Origin of the sequence: Arcanobacterium pluranimalium (assembly GCF_016907845.1) — a bacterium.
Taxonomy (GTDB): Bacteria; Actinomycetota; Actinomycetes; order Actinomycetales; family Actinomycetaceae; genus Arcanobacterium_A; species Arcanobacterium_A pluranimalium.
In genome coordinates this window covers 1086774-1105312 of record NZ_JAFBCS010000001.1, presented here as the reverse complement: position 1 = coordinate 1105312, position 18539 = coordinate 1086774, and the positions used below count along the sequence as shown (strand labels likewise).

Sequence of the window (18539 nt, the reverse complement as noted above, 5' to 3'; positions counted from 1 at the left end):
CTAAAAAATGCGCAAATCGCATCAGATCACATTTTGTGGTTCGATGTGAAGATAGTGATCGCGCAGAGAAGATAGTGATCGCGAAGAACTGACACTTCGCGCAGTCGGCTCACTTGCCGTTATTTGCGTATAGACGTGCGAGCTACGCGTTACTCGTCTACTTGTTTTCCTCAAGCTGACCGTGGCGCCACCGGATTCCGGCGTCGATGAAACCGTCGAGATCGCCGTCGAAGACCGAATCCGTATTTCCGACTTCATAGTTGGTGCGCAAGTCTTTGACCATCTGGTACGGATGCAAGACGTAAGAGCGCATCTGATCACCCCATGAAGCTTTCACATCACCAGCTAGTTCTTTCTTCTTCGCCTGCTCTTCTTCATGGCGCAACTGCAAAAGCCGCGATTGCAATACTCGCAGTGCCGAGGCACGGTTTTGAATCTGCGATTTTTCGTCCTGCATCGACACCACGATACCGGTAGGGATATGGGTCATTCGCACTGCCGAGTCGGTAGTGTTCACGGACTGGCCACCCGGACCAGATGAGCGGAACACGTCAATTTTGAGTTCCGATTCCGGAATCTCAATGTGGTCGGTAGTTTCGATCAGCGGAATTACTTCGACCGCCGCAAAGGAGGTTTGACGCCGTCCTTGGTTATCGAACGGTGAAATGCGCACGAGACGATGCGTGCCCGCCTCAACAGAAAGTGTTCCGTAAGCATAAGGCGCCGAAACCTCAAAGGTTGTGGACTTGATGCCCGCTTCTTCGGCGTAGGAGGTGTCCATCACTTTGGTTGCGTAACCATGACGCTCTGCCCAGCGCAGATACATACGTTGTAGCATTTGTGCCCAGTCCGCAGCATCCACGCCGCCAGCTCCCGAACGAATAGTGACGACGGCGTTTCGCTCGTCGTATTCCCCGGAAAGGAGCGTCTTTACTTCTAAATCAGCCAAAGCGGTTGAAACCTTGGCAAGTTCTTCGTCGGCCTCGGCGAAAAGCTCGGCACCGGCGTCGGCATCGGTAACAGATTCCTCTTGCGCCATTTCCACAAGAGTTTCAATATCCTCGATACGCGATCTCATCTGCTCAATCTTTTCCAACACTGATTTCGCATGAGAGAGCTTGGACGTCAGTGCTTGCGCTGCTTCTGGATCATTCCACAGCTCAGGATTAGATGATTCTTCAGTCAACTCCGCAATGAGCTTCGTGAGTTTAGGTACGTCAGTTACCGCCTCAATCTGTGTATAGGTTCGGCGGAGCTTTTCAATTTCAACGTTATAATCAGTGGCCACGGTTCCTTATTCTACGGCATCAGGAGGAATTGATCTGCCAGGAAAGCCGTGAGGGCGCTTACGCTGTGTGTATTGGCGTGAAGCGTACTGGCCTTTTGATAGGCAGTCTTGAAATACGCGGAGTGTGAAATGTTATTTTTGTTCATTTCTCGGTAGCTTTGAGATGTGAAAGTTACGCCTCTTCATCTTGCAGCTCTTGCCGTCGTCGCAGTCGACGGTCTCCGTCCCGTAGGAACACGTGAGCCTATCATGCGCACGTCTGATTTCTATTACACTGGCGTGCTTGATGAATCGGGGAAACGATGGGTTGTGAAATACCCGCTTCATGCATATGCTGGAACTATTCTCGAGGCAGAAGCTGCAGTTGCGCAGTCGCTCTTGCAAGAACTGCGTTCAGGGCAGCTTCCTTTTGACGTGCTTCGACCAGCTGGTTTTGCTCCATTGACGCATGGCCGTGCGCTCGTCTACCCTGCCCCACTTGGAAAAATACGTTCTTTCGATGACATTTCTCCAGCGGCTGCGCACGAGCTTGGCAGAACTTTGGCCTCGATCCACTCTCTGAGCACTGCAGTTATTGACCGCGCCGGAATGCCTCATTACGATCCGCAGACGTGGCGCACTCGCTTGCTCACAGAGTTACGCGAAGCCGAGAAAATTACCACGATCCCTGTAGTGCTGCGTAAACGCTGGGAACAGGCCTTGGAAAATGGACTGTTGTGGAATTTCGTTCCGACTGTCATCCACGGCGATGTTGCTGAAGAGAATTTCCTATGGTCGGAGGGCACTGTTTCCTGCGTACTAGGTTTTGGCGAAACTCAAGTTGGAGATCCAGCGTTGGATTTCGCTTCGCTCGTTTCTTCGCTTCCCGACGACGAGTTCGACGCTGTGTTCGAGTCCTATCAGAACGCTCTCAATCACGACGTTGACGAAAATTTCCTCAACCGTTCAATACTCATGAGTGAGATGGCGCTTCTACGCTGGCTACTCTTCGGAATCCGAATGCAAGACCAGTCCGTTATTGATGACGCCACCCAGATGCTCAACGATCTGGCTGCTGATATTGAAGCTGATCCTGAGCTATCCTTCGGCCCCTCATGGCAGGTCGATGCATTCGTGCCGGACGCTTCAGTGGATCTGGCTGAGGAAGCTTCTTTCACTACAGAAACTCCAGCATCCGCCGAGTAATCGCGCGCTAGTTTTGCCGAATTAGCTGCTCTCCTTCCCTGATTTTCTCTGCAATAGTTTCTTCAATCATCTCGCGATTGAGGTTCTGTGCATGCAATTCTCTGCGTTGCGGATCCTCTTCGCCGAGGTAATAAAAGCATGCGTCAATATTCTCAAGTGGCACATCGTATGCGTGAGACCAGGCAAGACGATACAGCTCCAGCTGGAATTGTCGTGACTGAATATGCTGCTCTGAGGGGCGCTTGCCCGTTTTCCAATCGACGATTGTTATTGGTTTTTGACTATCGACATGCGATGTGTCAAAAACCGCGTCAATGACGCAACGAATTGGGGTCGATAGAAGCGATATTTCTACTGGTTGTTCAATTGCAACGTGCGGCAATTTTGCAAATCTTGAACTCTCAAAACGTGCCATGAGCTCGTTTCTGCGTGGTTCATCGGCAAGGAGATCGTCGTCAATTGGCATTTCTCCTGGATATGCAACGGAATCAATATCTAAAGTGCTTGGCGCACTAAAATATTCGGCAATCTGCGCGTGAACGTCGGTTCCGATTCGAGCTGCTCGTAACGGCTTACGTGGAATAGGGCGAATTTGATCCATCAAGAAGTCTTGAGCATCATTCATCAAAGAAACAATCCCCGATGCGGTAAAATGCTCAGCTTCATAGGAAAGGGAGCCTCCGGCAGCGTTTCGCTCTGCTATCAGCAGCTCAATGATATTTTCGGTTTCATCAAGGCTCTGTGAAATAGCATCGAGGTCAATTTTGTTTATCTGCACATTTAGCGGGCGCGATTCTAGGCTTCGATCTACATCCCGCGGCCACAGGATTTCGTGGTTTTCGGTAACGGTAGTGCCGGGGGCGAACTCCCCATCATCTGCCACGAGTGGTTGAGCCCATTTGAGAAAATCTTCAATATTTTTGAACGGAAGTTCCGATATTGCATCAGGATTTTGCGCACTTTGCGAAAAAATAACCTGCTTTGTTTGATCCTGAAAGGCATACATTTCCTTGAGATATACGCTCTGCTCAACCGCATATTTTTCGAGCGATTGATCTTCAGGTGAACGACCGAGATTGCTCTCGTAACCTGCCTGAACTTTCGTTAGATCTTTAAAATCATAGCTTCCCAATATCAGGTGCGATTTGGGGCGGGTAAATGCCACATAAGCCAGGCGGCGAGTCTCTCCTGATTCATATTCTGGAAGCAGTCGATTGCGGTAATCATCGAATACGCACCCGGTTATTCCTTTCCGGAAGTATGCCGGATTGCTGCTGTCCACAATCATCGCATTATATGGATTGTGGTTGAGCATCTCTTGCGCAGAGAAAATCGGCAAATGTTTTCGATCTGATCTCAAAGGATACGGAAATAACGTCGTCCTGGTATGCCACGACTTAGCTTTGCTTGGCAGCACGTTTGAAAATTCTCCTGCCACCAATTCAGGTACAGCTACTACGTCCCATTCCAGGCCTTTTGCCGCGTGAACGGTCAAGATTTGCACAATATCAGGTTGCGGTTCTGTTTCTTCACGAAGTTCAAAAATTGATATTTCTTGATCGCTTTCTTCAGATCCTCCCCGTTCTTTGCTTTCAACAGCATCAATCCACTTGCAAAAATCACCAATTCCCAACTGCGGATTGTTATTGGCGAAATCAGCAGCTAGATCAACGAATTGTGCCAAGGCCGATTTGAGACGTTTACTCCCCCGGCTGCGTGCTTCAGCCAACGCATAAAGATTGAGTTCATCGATCACTTTCAACACTAATTCCGGCATATTCAAATTGATATGTGATCGAACTTCTTGAACTACGCGCGCAATATCAATAATTCGCACGGCACCGGCAGCAGACATGCCCAGTTCACAAAGCTGCTCAGCATGTTCAATATAAGATATGGCCTCTACAAGATTGAGTTCAAGAGCGCGCGAATACGACTCAACACTGTTTCGCACTGGAGACGTCGTGTCTTGAGCTTTGCGCAGCTTTTGTGAAAAATCGGAGAGAATACGCAGATCACGCGTGCCAATACCGTAGTAATTCAAGACGACCATCAAAGCATCATTACGAGATGGAGTCGAAACAAGCGTGAGAATCGCACGCAGCAGTCGGATCTCTGGCAACAAAATAATTTGTTCGCCACCTACAACTTCATACTCCAAACCGAATTCTTCCAGAGCAGCAATAACATCTTGAGCATACTTGTGCTTGCGTATTAGCACTGCGGCAGAAAGGCCGGTAGATGCCGTCTTCCTTGAGCTTTCATTTTTGCTCTGGTTCGAAAATATTTCCGCTATCTGACGCGCGATGGCACGATAAGAATCTTGCCGTAAGTGCTTGTGTATATGGATCACCGCGCCTGCTGGAGCAGTCGGTGCAGCTTGCAGTTGTTGGAGTTGCAATGCAGACGACGCGCGCGCAACTGCGGGTTTAGTCCGCCATGGCCGTTCAAAACCACTATCGTCAATATCAGTGTCGATTACCTTCGAATCGAGCTTTTCAAATCCGCTTGTAACAATATTCGCCACCTTGAGAATATTTTGCGAATTACGAAATGCTACAGAGAGGCTCAATGTGTTTTCTGCTTTGACGGCAAATTTTTCACTAAAGTCTGCGAGTGCGTTTGCACTAGCACCACGCCAACCATAGATCGCTTGATTCGGATCGCCTACCGCACATACCGAATCAGCTCCTTGGAACGCCGCAGCAATAAATTCTGCTTGATTGATAGAGGTATCTTGATATTCATCTAACAAGATCAACTTATATTTAGCGCGAAGTTCTTGCCCGATTTGGGGAACCTTAGTGAGAATTCTCGTCGCCCATGCTACTTGATCAGCATATTCAATTAACGAGTGCGCTTTTTTATACTCAAAATACTCCTTGACTATATCTACAATTGCAGCTCGCAGTTTCAACGGAACAATAGCCTTTTTTAGATCTGTAAAGCCCTTCGAAGCTTCAGTTCCTTTGAAAGGCTTGCTTGTTAAACGCATACCGCCATCGATGTCCTCGATAGCCTGAGCTTCGCTGAGGAAGAAGCTCCGCACCTCGTCAAGAGTGCATTTGTTATCAATAATTGCAGCTGCCATTGAGAGCGCAGTGTCAACTACACTCGATTCGGCCCATTCAAAGTCACCGAGATTATTTTGGTCAATTCCCCAATTCGCCACGATCGTTTGCATGATCTGCCACCGTTCACCTTCAGTGATGAGACGTGCACGCGGATCTTCACCAATGAGCATGGCATAGGACATCGCTATTTCAGACGCAAAAGAGTTATATGTGGAAATCGTTGGACGTTCAAATTCTTGATGTATGTGATTGGCAACTTGTTGAGAAAATTCCGCGTTTCTCGCAACCGCGTCACTAGTTTCCTGATTAGCGTGAATTTGATTCTGTTCTGACGTGCCCGTCGTTTTCAGATCAGAAAGCTTGCGCTGAGCTTTACGGACATAAGCATCCACTCGCTCACTCAATTCACCAGCTGCTTTTTTAGTAAACGTCAAGCCAAGAACTTGCTGTGGCGTGACCATTCCTGAAGCAATATGCCACGCAATTCGCTGACTCATCGTGGCAGTTTTCCCAGCTCCAGCACCAGCGAGCACAAGAATTGCTGGCGCAGTAGACCGAATCACCTGCTCTTGCTCGTGTGTTGGTGGAAAATCAAAAATCTTAATAAATTCTTGGTAGTCAATTGTGCTGTTCATGAAAATACTCTCTCTCCCTCACGTGCAGGGCAAATTCCCACGTAAGCGCAATAACTGCAGTATGCCTCGTCCGGGCGCGCCGGAAAATCCGGACCACGCTGTAAGAGCGCAACAGTTTCAATATTTCGCTCTGCTACTTCTAATTCTGCAATCCCGGCACGCTCTTGATCCGATTTTTTGATGTTAGATGCACCCAGGTGAACTAATTGTGCTTTCTCAACGCATCGTGGTGCCGGAATCCCCTCTTGACCAGCCACGCCACCTTTGCTGATGAGCCATTGATAGGTCAGCAACTGTGGATGCGATGCAACCTTATCTTTTGTTGGAGCGTTCTTCCCCGTCTTGAGATCAACAATATTCACTAACCGAGGGGCGCTAGAATCGAATTCGATTCTGTCGATCCGCGCGCGCACAATATAGTCATCCGCTTCGTAATAAGCCGGAACTTCTACTCGCACACCGTCAGGCGCTTCTGATATATGTTTGGCTAGGTTGCGCACCATCAACTCAGCTCTAGCTCGTAAACGCTGACTACTGAGCAAATTCTCATCTAGACCTAAAAGGTGCCATTTTTCTTCTAAGGCAGCACTTAATTCTTCTTCGGAACCAGTTGGGTGTTCTTCCGCTATTTTATGGATCAGGGAGCCTAAGTCAGCAACGAGGGTATCGTCGGTGGGTTGTGCACCAATACTTTTGAGAAATTCTCGCATTGGACACTCGAGTGTTGTTTCTACCTTCGACGGCGAAATCTTTGCTTTACCCTCAAAAACTGGTTCATTAGAGCTCAACGGCATGCAATCAACCCAAGTATTCGAATCAGCCTCCGCGAATCCAGAATTCTTCAATCGGTCGAGGAGAATTTGCGTCCGCCTAACTATAGCCGGATCTTCAAGCTGCGAAATCTGCCGCAAGCGCCCTACAACAGCATCAACGTGTGAAGCCACTGCAGTTGCTTGTGAAACTTCTTTCAACTCTAATTTTTCAGCTCTACATAGCCATTCAATGAAGCTAGACGGCAAGGAATCCGCATTGCGTTCAAAGGTGAAAGTCACTGATTGCCGAGCGCGAGATACTGCTTGTAACAGCATTCGTAACTCGTCGTCCAAGACCTCGCTCATCAACTGCTGCGCGACCACGGTGCCACCTGACAGCACCGCGCCAACCACCACCGATACAAGCTCAGGCACTCGAGTCAACGGATTGCGTAATCGAGTATTGGGCCATACTCCTTGATTCACCTCCACAATCACCACGTGATCCCAGCTTCGTCCGATTACCGACGACGGCGTGCCCAGCGTTACTTCGTCTCCGCCCACGCCCGTGCGTGCAATAGAATCTTCAGGCAAATCCTGCAGCTCAAGATCGTCGAGAAAACGTTCAATTCCAGCAAGCTGTGTTTTTCTATCGTTAAGGCGCTGTGCAACCCGGAAGAGTTGAATAACTGCGTCAAGATCTGCGTTGGCTATATCTGCCAAAATTCCATGCCCGAGGGCTTGCGAACGCCACTTTTCCGCTATGTCAAGCGCGTTCCATGCTTCCCACAACACTTCGTCAGCACTTTGCCCGCGAGAATGAGCTTGTCGAATACTGATGATGACTTGTGCAATTTTTCTAATACTCGGAATATTGCTCAGCACAGGATCATGCGGGTTTCTCACCAGCTGCAACAAGACTTCCTGTTCTGACCGATGACCATCGTAATACAGTTCCCAACCATGCAATTCTCGACGAATCTTGCGCAGTTGAATCGAGTCAATCTGCGACAGCCGCCCTGTTAATACATGTTCAATATCAGCAATGGACAGCTCATACGGGTCATCTATGGCAAGATGCAAGAGATCGAGCAGAGCGTGCACCGCTGGTTGTTCTCGTAATGGAAGTGCCGAGTTTGTGGCCTCAACTGGAATTCCCATTCTCACAAGCGCCCGCCTGATTGCACTGTGAATATTATGCGAACGGGTTATGATCGCCATTTCACGATAAGGAACACCTTCATGAAGGTGAAGACGCCGCAACTGCGCGCCAATTGCCTCCACTTGCGCATTAAATGTTACAGCCGAGAGCACCGTAATCGGTGACTCCGCCTGAGCGCTAGCCCCAGTACCAGCACCAGAATAAACCCCAATGCTGGGCACATCACAACGCTCAACCCCAGAGTCAGCACCACCGCATTCCATCACATATTGATCACTGCCCACCTCGGCACGTCGATGTTTAACAACGCCTGCCACATGAATACCAGACTCTATTCTCCTTGCAAGTTTGCGCAGGCCAGAGTTTCCCCGGTAAACCTGCTCGAGAATCAATTGCTGCGCGCCAATTCCCATATCAGTGCGAGCGCGGGAAAGCATCGTCGGCAATTGCGCTATACCACCTCGAAATCCTTGTACAGCCAAATCCGGATTGCCAAATACAACAATAGAAGCACCGTCATCTTGAAGCTGGCGCAATAACGTGATCAGACTCAACGTTGCATTCTGAACGTCGTCAACAAAAACCCAATCCCACCGCGGCTTCACCACGGCTTTACCGCCAAAATCTCCGCCAGAAGTTTCCCAAGCTCGAAGCACACCTGCGGCATTACTCATCAATCGGGCGTGATCGATGCGGTCTGGATTAGTAGAATGTGCGCTCGCCTGTGCTGCCAATGCTCCCTCGTATGCGCCCATGATCTGTGCGCCTTGAATCCACACTTTTCGATCGTGTATTTTCCCAAGTTCGCACAGATCGTCAACACCAAGACCCAGCTCAGCTGCGCGTGTAATCAGATCACGAAACTCCGCACGGTACGCAGGAAGCTGCGCAGCGTCGTCGTCAATAAAATCTAAATCCGTAACATGAAGCGCGCCCTCATCTACAAGCTCAAAAATTTCTTTCAAAATCACGTCTTGATCAGGGCCAGATATCAATTGAGGCTCTAATCTTCCTTGTAGCTGTGCAAACTCCGAGATCACTTTGAAAGCAAAAGCGTTAATCGACTGAACTGCAATAGAGTCCGTAAGTCCGCCAAGCGACACCGAAAGTTCGTTCCTCAGCTGGGTAGCTGCCCGCCTATCTGGACTCAGCACAGCAATCTTCGCACGTGGACTGTCCGAAACGGTCTTTAGCACGGCTTGCTTGAGAACCTCCGTCTTTCCAGAACCAGGCGCACCGATTACAGACAGCGTGCAAGGTGCCACGCATTGGTTGAGCACCGCTTGCTGCGATGAATCTAATGTGTGAGTCGTCATTGCAAACCTCCAGAACTATTACTGTTAATAGAGTATCGGAAGCCTCCTGCCATTTTTCGTTGCCGCCGAATAATTTTTCATCGCCGGCAGATTTTTCTTGCCTGCCGCATGCCAGTGTCGAGTTCCTCCAGCAACGAAATTTACGTTATCGCGTTATAAATCACGCACGTAAACAGGCTAAAATAGTATGAGAAATACAGTTACGGCATCGCCATCTGGCGGCAGCCCAATATTTAAGGAAAATCCATGGAAATCAGCATCGGCATTCGAGATTCAGTTTCACCAGTTAACCTCGATGTTGACATGTCGGCCGACGAGCTCATGAACCTTATCAGCTCCGCGCTTGACGCCAACTCCCCCGTCAAGCTCACTGGCACCGACGGCACGATCCTATTCGTACCTGCAGCGTCGTTTGGTTACGTTCGTATTGCTAAGGAAGAGCAGCGCCGGGTCGGATTCGGTTTCGTCTAGTTCATCGCGTCTAATCGCCACACGACTCTTTTGCTCTTGCCGCACGACTCTCAGATTTTCGTAGCACAGACAGCTGTTAGGTCGTCCTTTTATGACAACTGATTTTCCGTTGACCAACACAGACGCAAGCGTTGGTCTTTCGCGTCGCCCGGTTGAGTCGGTCAAGGCCGTGATCATTTTGGCTGGTGGGACGGCACGTCGTCTCGGCGGTGTTTCCAAACCAGATTACGAGATTGCAGGTAAACGCCTTCTTGACCTTCTCTTTGACGAACTCGAACGGGCGGGTTTTGACGGCCAAGCGTGCGTCGTCGGACCACCTGATCTCACGGTGCCCACCGGCGCAAGGCTCACCTTGGAAGATCCTCCTTTTGGAGGACCGCTCGCCGGTATCGCAGCGGGTGTGGCCGTGTTCGACGATTTTTCAGACGACGACGGCGTCCTGCTCGCGACCTGCGACGCTCCCCTTGTGCCACGGCTATTGCCCGATTTGGCTTGCGTTCTCCAGCAAAGCCCCAGTTCTGCAGGTGTCATACCGACGACGAACGATACCGATCCGTGGCCACAGTACACGCATGGCTTGTACAGGCTCAATGCGTTACGCCAGCTCCCGGCACGAAGAGACGCTTCAATAAAATCTGCATTTGGAACGTTGGAACTTCAAACGCTGATCGACAAACATAACTATTGTTTCGACGTCGACACCCCTGAAAGTGCCACGCAATTACTAGACCGCCTTTCAATCAACGAAAAATAGCGGCGTAGCTCACTGTGACTTAGGACTATTTTCCCAGCATTTCGCACCTTTTGCTCGCTATCTCCACTACAGCGCGCGTAGAATTGTACCTGTAAACAATTGAATAGAGGAGGTGAATGAGGAATGGCAATTTTGAAGAATTTCTTCAAGCGTAACGATTCTGCCACCAGCGGTTATGTTTACGAAGCGAAAGCTCGTGAGCTCGAACTGATGTCGGAGTTCCTTAACATCTGATTAATCTGAGGATGACCCTCACTGAAGACGCGGACAAAGACGTCCGCTTTTTTGTTTTTATGAGGGCAAACCACCTAAAGGGTCAAGTGTCACAAGCGTCAAAAAGGGCGGTATCCAATCAGACTGCTCATTCTTGGTGATGTTTTGGCAACTAGTCGATATATATCGAGATGTTGTCGAATACGCACCAAAATTCGCAGGCATCGCCCGTCCACAGGCCGCGCCCGCCCGCAGCCCTCGCCCGCAAACCGCACAATAACGTGACTTCGGATATACTCTGGAACCAAATGACCCAGCTTTTGCACCACATTACTGTAGAATGGCACTGTTAGCGGTTGCCCGGTCGTCTTGGTAAAGCTAAAAGAAATTCACGATCGGCTGCCTTAGTTGGCGCTATTTTACTGCGCGCCACCAAACGAAAGCACAAGTGAATGACTAATACTTCCGGCATCGTAGATGCCTCAAATGCCTCTGCTCCAAAGATTTCGCAGGTAAAGGCTGATATTGAAGGCTCTGCTGAAGAACTCAATCTCGAGCAGCGCACTTTCGCCGATTTTGGCGTTTCTGAGCCAATCGTCAAAGCCCTAACCGAACGCGGAATCACCCACCCGTTCCCAATCCAAGCACTCACGCTACCGGTAGCTTTGAAACGCGCCGATATTATTGGGCAGGCAAAAACCGGCACTGGCAAAACCCTCGGTTTCGGATTACCGGTACTCGAAAATTCCATCGGTCCAGGTGAATCAGGCTGGGACGACATCGAACATCAAGGTGCCCCGCAAGGCCTGATCATCGTACCAACTCGCGAGCTAGCAAAACAGGTCGCCAACGATTTAAGCAACGCAGCTGCTTATCGCAGCGTCCGGATCGTGGAAGTCTACGGTGGCCGCGCCTACGAGCCACAGGTGGAAGCTCTGAAAAAGGGTGCTGAAATCGTGGTCGGTACACCGGGCCGCCTAATCGATCTGAAGAAGAACCGCACTCTCGATCTCTCTGCAGTGCGCACAGTCGTCCTTGACGAAGCCGATGAGATGCTTGATCTTGGCTTCTTGGAAGACGTCGAAACCCTGCTCAGCGCCACGCCAGCGAACAGGCACACCATGTTGTTCTCGGCCACAATGCCCGGCCCCGTAGTTGCGATGGCACGCAGGTACATGTCAAAGCCAACTCATATTCGTGCTCAAGAGCCCGACGATGATTCGAGCACTGTACAAAGCGTCACCCAGGTAATTTACCGCTGCCACGCAATGAATAAATCGGAAGTAGTTGCCCGTATTCTCCAAGCTCGTGGGCGCGGCCTGACCATTATTTTCACGCGCACCAAGCGCACAGCAGCGCAGCTTGCGGACGAACTTAAAGATCGCGGTTTTGCAACTGGCGCTATCCATGGAGACCTCGGCCAGGGAGCGCGCGAGCAAGCCATGCGCGCGTTCCGCAATGGAAAGATCGACGTCCTGGTTGCCACCGATGTTGCAGCTCGTGGCATCGACGTCGACAACGTTACCCACGTCATTAACTACCAGTGCCCTGAAGATGAGAAAACTTATTTGCACCGCATTGGACGCACAGGACGCGCCGGTCAGTCTGGAACTGCCGTCACTTTTGTGGATTGGGAAGACACTCCGCGTTGGTCAGTGATCAATCATGCCTTGAATCTCAATTTCCCTGAGCCGGTGGAAACTTATCACACCTCAGCACAACTCTTCACCGATCTCGATATTCCAGAAGGTGTCACTGGTCGTCTTCCAAAATCAGAGCGCACTCGTGCGGGACTCGATGCCGAAGAACTCGAAGATCTTGGAGAGACTGGCAAACGTCATTCGCGTTCGCAGGGGCGTACCAGTGAGCGCGCGGGTCGCTCGCGTAGCGGGAGCCAGCGTCGTCAGGATCGCACCAATGGAGGACGCCGGACGCAAAGTAGCGAACGTCGCGGCCAAGTTCGAGGCCAAGACGACGGCGCTACAGAACGTAGCGATCGTAAGGCCGAGCAGTCTCCATCAGCCAAACGCGCTCCGCGCCAGCGACGTCGTATCAAAAAGGATTCGAATACGCCCAATGCCTGATCTTATGATGCCTAAGGTAGAGCATTTAAAGGCATAAAACCTCATATAACGGGCATAAAGCCCGTATATAACGCATGCGCGCACATCTTCATATGTGCGCGCATTTGCGTATAAAGGTAATAAGGTATGTAGGCCTTAGACCGCTACATACACTCGCACAGGCTAGAGAGTCCGAACGATACTCGTCACACCTGCGATAATTAGCTGCGTCGCGATCGCAGCGAGTAACATACCGGAAAGGCGCGTCAAGAGCATTACGCCAGATTTGCCCATAACGCGCATAATCGGAGTGGCAAAGCGCATCGTCACGAAAGAAATCATCAGGACGGAAATAAGCCCCAAGCTCACCGCAAGAATGGAAGAGAACGACTTCCCGGCGTCGTCGACCAAAATCATGAACGCGACGATACTTCCAGGACCAGCTAAAAGTGGCGTTCCCAGTGGTACAACGGCCGCGTTGATCGTGCCCGACTCGCGTCCCGGATCTTCTTCTTCACCTGTGAGCAGCTGTAATGCTACCAGGAGCAGGAGCAGCCCACCCGAAATCTGCAGAGCCTCAGTAGTAATACCTAAAGCTCCGAACACCTGAAAGCCGAAAAAACCGAATATCAAAAGGATGCTGAGCGCAATCGAATTCGATACAAAAGCTGCTTTCCGGCGGTCTTTCTCCGAAATGCGCGAGGTCAGAGACATAAACACCGGCAAATTTCCGAATGGATCAATGATCACAAATAGTGTGGCAAAAGCTGATCCATACAAGGCAAAATCAAAGCTCACGGATGCAATACCTCCAAATACGTTCCCTCAATAGCTGTTTCGAATACTTCCTGGGCGGTGAGTCCCTCACCTAGCGTATTAGGTTTTCCCGTCCCGTGATAGTCGCTGGCGCCAAAACGTGCTAGACCTAATTCTTTTGCGAGCTTTTTTAAGACTGGTCGCTGCGATGGCGGGTTGTCGCGATGATCGATTTCGATACCGAATAGGCCTGCTTGCGCGAACTCTCGGATCGCATCGTCGCTCAGTGAATACCCTCGTTTTACTGCTTTGGGGTGGGCAAGAATAGCTCGTCCACCTGCGCTTTTGATCATATCGATGGCTTGTATAGTTGAGGGAGCAATCTGGGGCACGTAGTAGGGCGACGACGTGTGCAAGAGTCGCGCAAATGCCTCATCTCTGTTTTTTACTATCCCTTTACTTACTAGCGCATCAGCGATGTGTGGCCGGCCGATCGACTTACTTGTAGCTGCCGCCTGGAGCACATCGTCCCAGCTAATCAAAAAATCAGCGCTCAGCAGCTCAACGATTTTCTGAGCGCGGAGCTGGCGCGCATTCTTCATTGTATTTATATGCAACTGGACCGTGGCGTCGTCTGGATTGAAAAGTATGCCGAGCACGTGCACATCGTGCCCATCGTACAAGGAGGAAATCTCCATTCCACGAACCAGCGAAACACCAGATGTTTTTACGAAATTAGCTGCTTCGTTCCACCCATCAATAGTGTCGTGATCCGCAACACCTACCACATCGAGCTTGGCGTGAGCCGCCTTGAGCATTAGTTCGCTTGGGGCGTCAGTACCATCGGAGAATTTTGTATGAGTATGCAGATCTATTCGCATAAATATAGCTTAACCCCGCATACTCTTTTTGTAATAATGGCGTCAGGCTTTTTAATAACGGCATCATGCTTGTAATAACAGCGTCATGCTGTGTAATAACTGCATCGCTTTGTCGTGACGGCATTGCCTGTGCCTAACACGCATTTCACCGTCCGAGAGCAAGTGTGCATTTGCTGCTCATTGAGTGGAATAATAAAAATATGATGAGCGAAAATGTACATGAGACTGCAAACGAAACTTCCGATATGCGCGAAAAGCTCGATAAAGAGATTGAAGAGCGCGCTCATAACCGAACTCAGCGGCCAAGCGGCAGCGCTTTTCGCGAGTTTATCGGCGAGGATTGGGGCGAACGCCCTGCCGGTCCGCAACGCGCTGAGGTGGCCGATTACACTCCAGCTCGCCGCGCTGCTATAGGACGGCTTTTCCCCGGAGAACGTCTCGTTTTCCCTGCTGGAGACCTCAAAGTTCGTTCGAATGACACCGACTACCGTTTCCGCGCTCATTCCGCTTTTGCCCATCTCACTGGATTAGGTGGCGAGGATGAACCAGCAGCGGTGCTGGTCATGAATCCAATCGACCCTGCCGATAGTAGCGCTTCAGCACAGGCAACTCACGAAGCCACTCTGTACTTCCATCCACGGGCTTCGCGCTCTTCGGAGGAGTTCTATGCCGACTCACGCCATGGCGAATTTTGGGTAGGCGCGCGGCTCAGCGCGCAGGAGATGCAGACGATGACCGACATTGCCGTCAAACATATCGATTCTCTCCGCGATGATCTTGCCAAAGACCTTGGCTCTATCCAAATCCGCGTGATTCCTCATTCGGACGCTCAAGTTGAAAGTCTCGTCGAAGAACTGCGTGTTCAGAACGGGATCACCGAAAGCTCAACCTCTACCGACTTCGCTCTCGCTGAAGCTGCATCAGAGCTGCGGCTTATCAAAGACGAATGGGAAATCGAGGAGATGAAAAAAGCCGTTGCCGTAACCGCGCAAGGCTTTGAAGAAATTTTACGCAATCTTCCGCGCGCTGTGGGGCATTGGCGTGGTGAACGCGTGATCGAAGGCGCTTTTGGCGCTAAAGCCCGTGAAGAAGGTAATGGGCTGGGCTACGATACGATTGCCGCCTCAGGTAACCATGCCAACACTTTGCACTGGATTTCTAATGATGGCCCAGTACGCGAGGGTGATCTTGTGTTGGTCGACGCCGGAGCCGAAGTCGATTCGCTTTACACTGCCGATATCACTCGCACCTTGCCTGTGAATGGAAAATTCTCTGATGCTCAGCGCGAAGTGTATGAAGCCGTGCTTGAGGCCTGTGAATACGCTCTTGAAACCGCTTCCAAGCCGGGTGTGCGGTTCCGCGACGTGCACGCAGCAGCTATGGAAGTTATCGCGAAGCACCTTGATAGCTGGGGAATGTTGCCTGTGAGCGCCGAAGATTCTCTCAAACCTGAGGGGCAATATCATCGCCGTTGGATGCCGCACGGCACCTCGCATCACCTCGGCCTTGACGTCCACGACTGCGCACAAGCCAAACGTGAGCTCTACCAAGATGCTGTGCTCGAACCAGGCATGATCTTCACAATTGAACCTGGCTTGTACTTCCGAGCCGACGATCTCAAGGTTCCCGAGCGCTTCCGTGGTATTGGCGTGCGTATTGAAGACGACGTCGTGGTCACAAAGTCCGGTGCGGTGCGCATTTCTGAAGATATTCCGCGTACAGTTGAGGATGTAGAAGCGTGGATTGCCCGAGTGCAGGAAAATTAGATTTAACCACGCAAACAACAATATGAGGCTGTAAAGAAGCTCGATTTGCCGAGCGCTGTTACTAGGTGAGTTGTGCGCGCAGTGTGCAGCTCAAGTCGAAAAACTCTGTGATTTATGGAGGTGAACCATGAGCAAGCAGGCAGCGAATTCCCGAATTTTCGTTGGCAGGTTAGCAGGAACCGACGTTTTCGATCCGATTGGTGATCGAGTGGGCAAAGTAAAAGACGTGGTCGTGGTTTTTCGACTTAAACACGAGCCGCTTGCGGTGGGTTTAGTTGTTGAAGTTGCGGCAAAACGACGCGTTTTTGTGCCTTTGACGCGCGTCATGGCCATTGAAAATGGTCAAGTCATCACCACTGGTCTAGTCAATATTCGTCGTTTTTCGCAACGCCCTGTGGAGACGATGGTAGTTGGCGAAATTCTCGATCGCGAAGTTGTGTTCAAGGACGGCTCAGGGATCGCAGTCGTGGAGGACGTTGCTATCGAGATGACGCGCTCGCGCGAATGGCGGCTCACGCAGCTGTATGTGCGCATGAAGCGTGGATCGAAAGACGCTGGTAACACTCTCATTGTGCCGATTAATGAAGTGACGGGTCTTGCTTCAAAGATTGCCAATCAAGCTGCTAATGCTCTTATTGCGCAGCTTGATGATCTTAAAGCACCCGACGTAGCCGATGTGCTACGCGAGCTTCCAGAAGACCGTGTGCTCGCCGTCGCCAATCAGCTTTCGGACGACCGCCTCGCTGACGTGCTCGAAGAACTTGGTGACGAAGATCGTGTGGCTATCGTTTCTGGTTTGGACGTCGATCGCGCCGCTGAGGTTTTGGAAATCATGCAGCCCGACGACGCCGCCGATCTCGTTGCAGATTTGCCCACTATGCAGGCGGAGATGCTGTTGAGCCGCATGGAACCGGACGAGGCCGACGACGTGCGCCGCCTGATGTCGTATGGCGAACGTACCGCTGGTGGTCTGATGACGACCGAGCCAATCGTTTTGCCGCCAGATGCAACGGTTGCTACCGCCTTAGCGCATGCACGACGAGCCGATATTCCTCCAGCTCTTGCTACGATGGTCTTCGTATGCCGACCACCTCTAGAAACGCCAACGGGTCGTTTCTTAGGGGTTGTGCATTTACAGCGTGCACTGCGAGAACCGCCTTCAACAATGCTCGGTAGTATCGTGGATAACGACGTCGAGCCGCTCGAGCCAGCGGACGGTATTGGCACAGTGACCAGGCTTTTGGCAACATACAACCTCACAGCAATTCCCGTGCTTGATGAGGGGCAACTGATTGGTGCCGTTTCTGTGGACGACGTTCTCGACCATTTGCTTCCTGAGCATTGGCGTGAATACGACGAAACCTTGCTTGATCAAACGGTTAACGAAAGTTACGACTCCGATACCGAGGAACTTGAAGAGCGTGCTGCTGAGGCCGAGATTCGCGAAGCTCAGTTGCCACGCGAGGGCGAACCGTTGCCGAGTGAACCGTTGCCGGCAAGCACGGATGAGATGCGCGGAGAGGTGGGATGATCATGCCACACTCATTTGATCAGCCTTTGGATAAAGGTGCACGTCGTATTAAGAAATCGCGCTGGGATGGCGAAACTACTGGCCGGATTTCTGAACGTATTGCCAGATTTACAGGCACACCAACGTTCCTCATCTATCTCACGATTTTTGTGGTGGTATGGATTGGTTGGAACACTTATGCTCCTAAAGATTGGCAATTTGATTCGGCCGAGATAGGTTTTACGGCTCTGACGCTGATGCTGTCTTTACAGGCCTCATATGCTGCTCCACTCATTTTGTTGGCACAGAATCGGCAAGATGATCGTGACCGCGTTACAGCGCAGCGAGATCGGCAAGTTGCAGCGCAGAATCTAGCGGATACGGAGTATCTCACGCGCGAGATTGCGTCTTTGCGACTTGCAATTGGAGAGGTGGCAACTCGCGATTTTATCCGCTCAGAGTTGCGTGACGTGATGGAAGATCGCGAGTTTAGCAATATCGAAACTGAAATTGCACGACGCGATGCACGCATTGCAGAGCTGGAAGAACGAATCGCAAAATTAGAAGCTGAACATGAGACTAACTGAGCTCACACTATACATGCACCGCTCAGAATAATCATCCACTTTTACATTGCAAACTACTTGTGGGGGCGGGGATCGAAGATCCCCGCCCCCACAAGTTGAGACTGCTAAATGCACATATCAGTGCGA

Annotated in this window: 12 protein-coding genes; 7 read left to right on the top strand and 5 right to left on the bottom strand. The window is 50.8% G+C overall.

The window, feature by feature from the left end; translation table 11 throughout:
* Positions 1 to 157 precede the first annotated feature (157 nt).
* A complete protein-coding gene (gene prfB, locus JOD55_RS04650) occupies positions 158 to 1288 on the bottom strand; it encodes a peptide chain release factor 2 (protein ID WP_204398915.1) in 1131 nt (376 codons plus the stop codon).
* 165 nt (positions 1289 to 1453) lie between these two features.
* Between prfB and JOD55_RS04645 the strand changes: the two genes are divergently transcribed.
* Positions 1454 to 2473, top strand: a complete 1020-nt coding sequence (locus tag JOD55_RS04645; RefSeq protein ID WP_204398914.1) for a phosphotransferase — start codon at positions 1454 to 1456, stop codon at positions 2471 to 2473.
* Positions 2474 to 2480: 7 nt separating this feature from the next.
* Here the strand turns inward: JOD55_RS04645 and JOD55_RS04640 are convergent, their stop codons facing one another.
* A complete protein-coding gene (locus JOD55_RS04640) occupies positions 2481 to 6182 on the bottom strand; it encodes a UvrD-helicase domain-containing protein (protein WP_204398913.1) in 3702 nt (1233 codons plus the stop codon).
* Complete coding sequence (locus JOD55_RS04635) at positions 6179 to 9412, bottom strand: UrvD/REP family ATP-dependent DNA helicase (protein ID WP_204398912.1); 3234 nt, start codon at positions 9410 to 9412, stop codon at positions 6179 to 6181. The genes JOD55_RS04640 and JOD55_RS04635 overlap by 4 nt, the downstream gene beginning before the upstream one ends.
* 246 nt (positions 9413 to 9658) lie before the next feature.
* Between JOD55_RS04635 and JOD55_RS04630 the strand changes: the two genes are divergently transcribed.
* From JOD55_RS04630 to JOD55_RS04620, 3 genes are all read left to right on the top strand, one after another.
* A complete protein-coding gene (locus JOD55_RS04630; RefSeq protein ID WP_204398911.1) occupies positions 9659 to 9883 on the top strand; it encodes a DUF3107 domain-containing protein in 225 nt (74 codons plus the stop codon).
* A 91-nt stretch (positions 9884 to 9974) separates the two neighbouring features.
* Entirely contained in the window at positions 9975 to 10637 is a 663-nt protein-coding gene (mobA, locus tag JOD55_RS04625) for a molybdenum cofactor guanylyltransferase (RefSeq protein ID WP_204398910.1), read from the top strand.
* 665 nt (positions 10638 to 11302) lie between these two features.
* Positions 11303 to 12934: a DEAD/DEAH box helicase gene (locus JOD55_RS04620; protein ID WP_204398909.1), complete on the top strand. Its 1632-nt coding sequence runs from the start codon at positions 11303 to 11305 to the stop codon at positions 12932 to 12934.
* A 162-nt stretch (positions 12935 to 13096) separates the two neighbouring features.
* Here JOD55_RS04620 and JOD55_RS04615 read toward each other — a convergent pair whose 3' ends face one another.
* Together JOD55_RS04615 and JOD55_RS04610 are read right to left on the bottom strand one after the other, a co-directional pair.
* A complete protein-coding gene (locus JOD55_RS04615) occupies positions 13097 to 13711 on the bottom strand; it encodes a MarC family protein (protein WP_204398908.1) in 615 nt (204 codons plus the stop codon).
* Positions 13708 to 14550, bottom strand: a complete 843-nt coding sequence (locus JOD55_RS04610; protein ID WP_204398907.1) for a PHP domain-containing protein — start codon at positions 14548 to 14550, stop codon at positions 13708 to 13710. Before JOD55_RS04610 ends, JOD55_RS04615 begins: the two co-directional genes overlap by 4 nt.
* A gap of 200 nt (positions 14551 to 14750) precedes the next feature.
* Here JOD55_RS04610 and JOD55_RS04605 point away from each other — a divergent pair, with 200 nt between their 5' ends.
* The 3 genes from JOD55_RS04605 to JOD55_RS04595 all read left to right on the top strand — a co-directional run bounded on the left by JOD55_RS04605 (position 14751) and on the right by JOD55_RS04595 (position 18413).
* Entirely contained in the window at positions 14751 to 16316 is a 1566-nt protein-coding gene (locus JOD55_RS04605) for an aminopeptidase P family protein (RefSeq protein ID WP_420827021.1), read from the top strand.
* A gap of 127 nt (positions 16317 to 16443) precedes the next feature.
* Positions 16444 to 17847, top strand: a complete 1404-nt coding sequence (locus JOD55_RS04600; protein WP_204398906.1) for a magnesium transporter MgtE N-terminal domain-containing protein — start codon at positions 16444 to 16446, stop codon at positions 17845 to 17847.
* A gap of 2 nt (positions 17848 to 17849) precedes the next feature.
* Positions 17850 to 18413, top strand: coding sequence for a DUF1003 domain-containing protein (locus tag JOD55_RS04595; RefSeq protein WP_204398905.1), 564 nt, complete (start codon positions 17850 to 17852; stop codon positions 18411 to 18413).
* Positions 18414 to 18539 lie beyond the last annotated feature (126 nt).

Excerpts from the sequence above, each read along its gene's own strand:
- JOD55_RS04640 (WP_204398913.1), bottom strand. The coding sequence starts at position 6,182 with ATGAACAGCACAATTGACTACCAAGAATTTATTAAGATTTTTGATTTT.
- JOD55_RS04635 (WP_204398912.1), bottom strand. The coding sequence starts at position 9,412 with ATGACGACTCACACATTAGATTCATCGCAGCAAGCGGTGCTCAACCAA.
- JOD55_RS04630 (WP_204398911.1), top strand. The coding sequence starts at position 9,659 with ATGGAAATCAGCATCGGCATTCGAGATTCAGTTTCACCAGTTAACCTC.
- mobA (WP_204398910.1), top strand. The coding sequence starts at position 9,975 with ATGACAACTGATTTTCCGTTGACCAACACAGACGCAAGCGTTGGTCTT.
- JOD55_RS04620 (WP_204398909.1), top strand. The coding sequence starts at position 11,303 with ATGACTAATACTTCCGGCATCGTAGATGCCTCAAATGCCTCTGCTCCA.
- JOD55_RS04610 (WP_204398907.1), bottom strand. The coding sequence starts at position 14,550 with ATGCGAATAGATCTGCATACTCATACAAAATTCTCCGATGGTACTGAC.
- JOD55_RS04605 (WP_420827021.1), top strand. The coding sequence starts at position 14,751 with ATGATGAGCGAAAATGTACATGAGACTGCAAACGAAACTTCCGATATG.
- JOD55_RS04600 (WP_204398906.1), top strand. The coding sequence starts at position 16,444 with ATGAGCAAGCAGGCAGCGAATTCCCGAATTTTCGTTGGCAGGTTAGCA.
- JOD55_RS04595 (WP_204398905.1), top strand. The coding sequence starts at position 17,850 with ATGCCACACTCATTTGATCAGCCTTTGGATAAAGGTGCACGTCGTATT.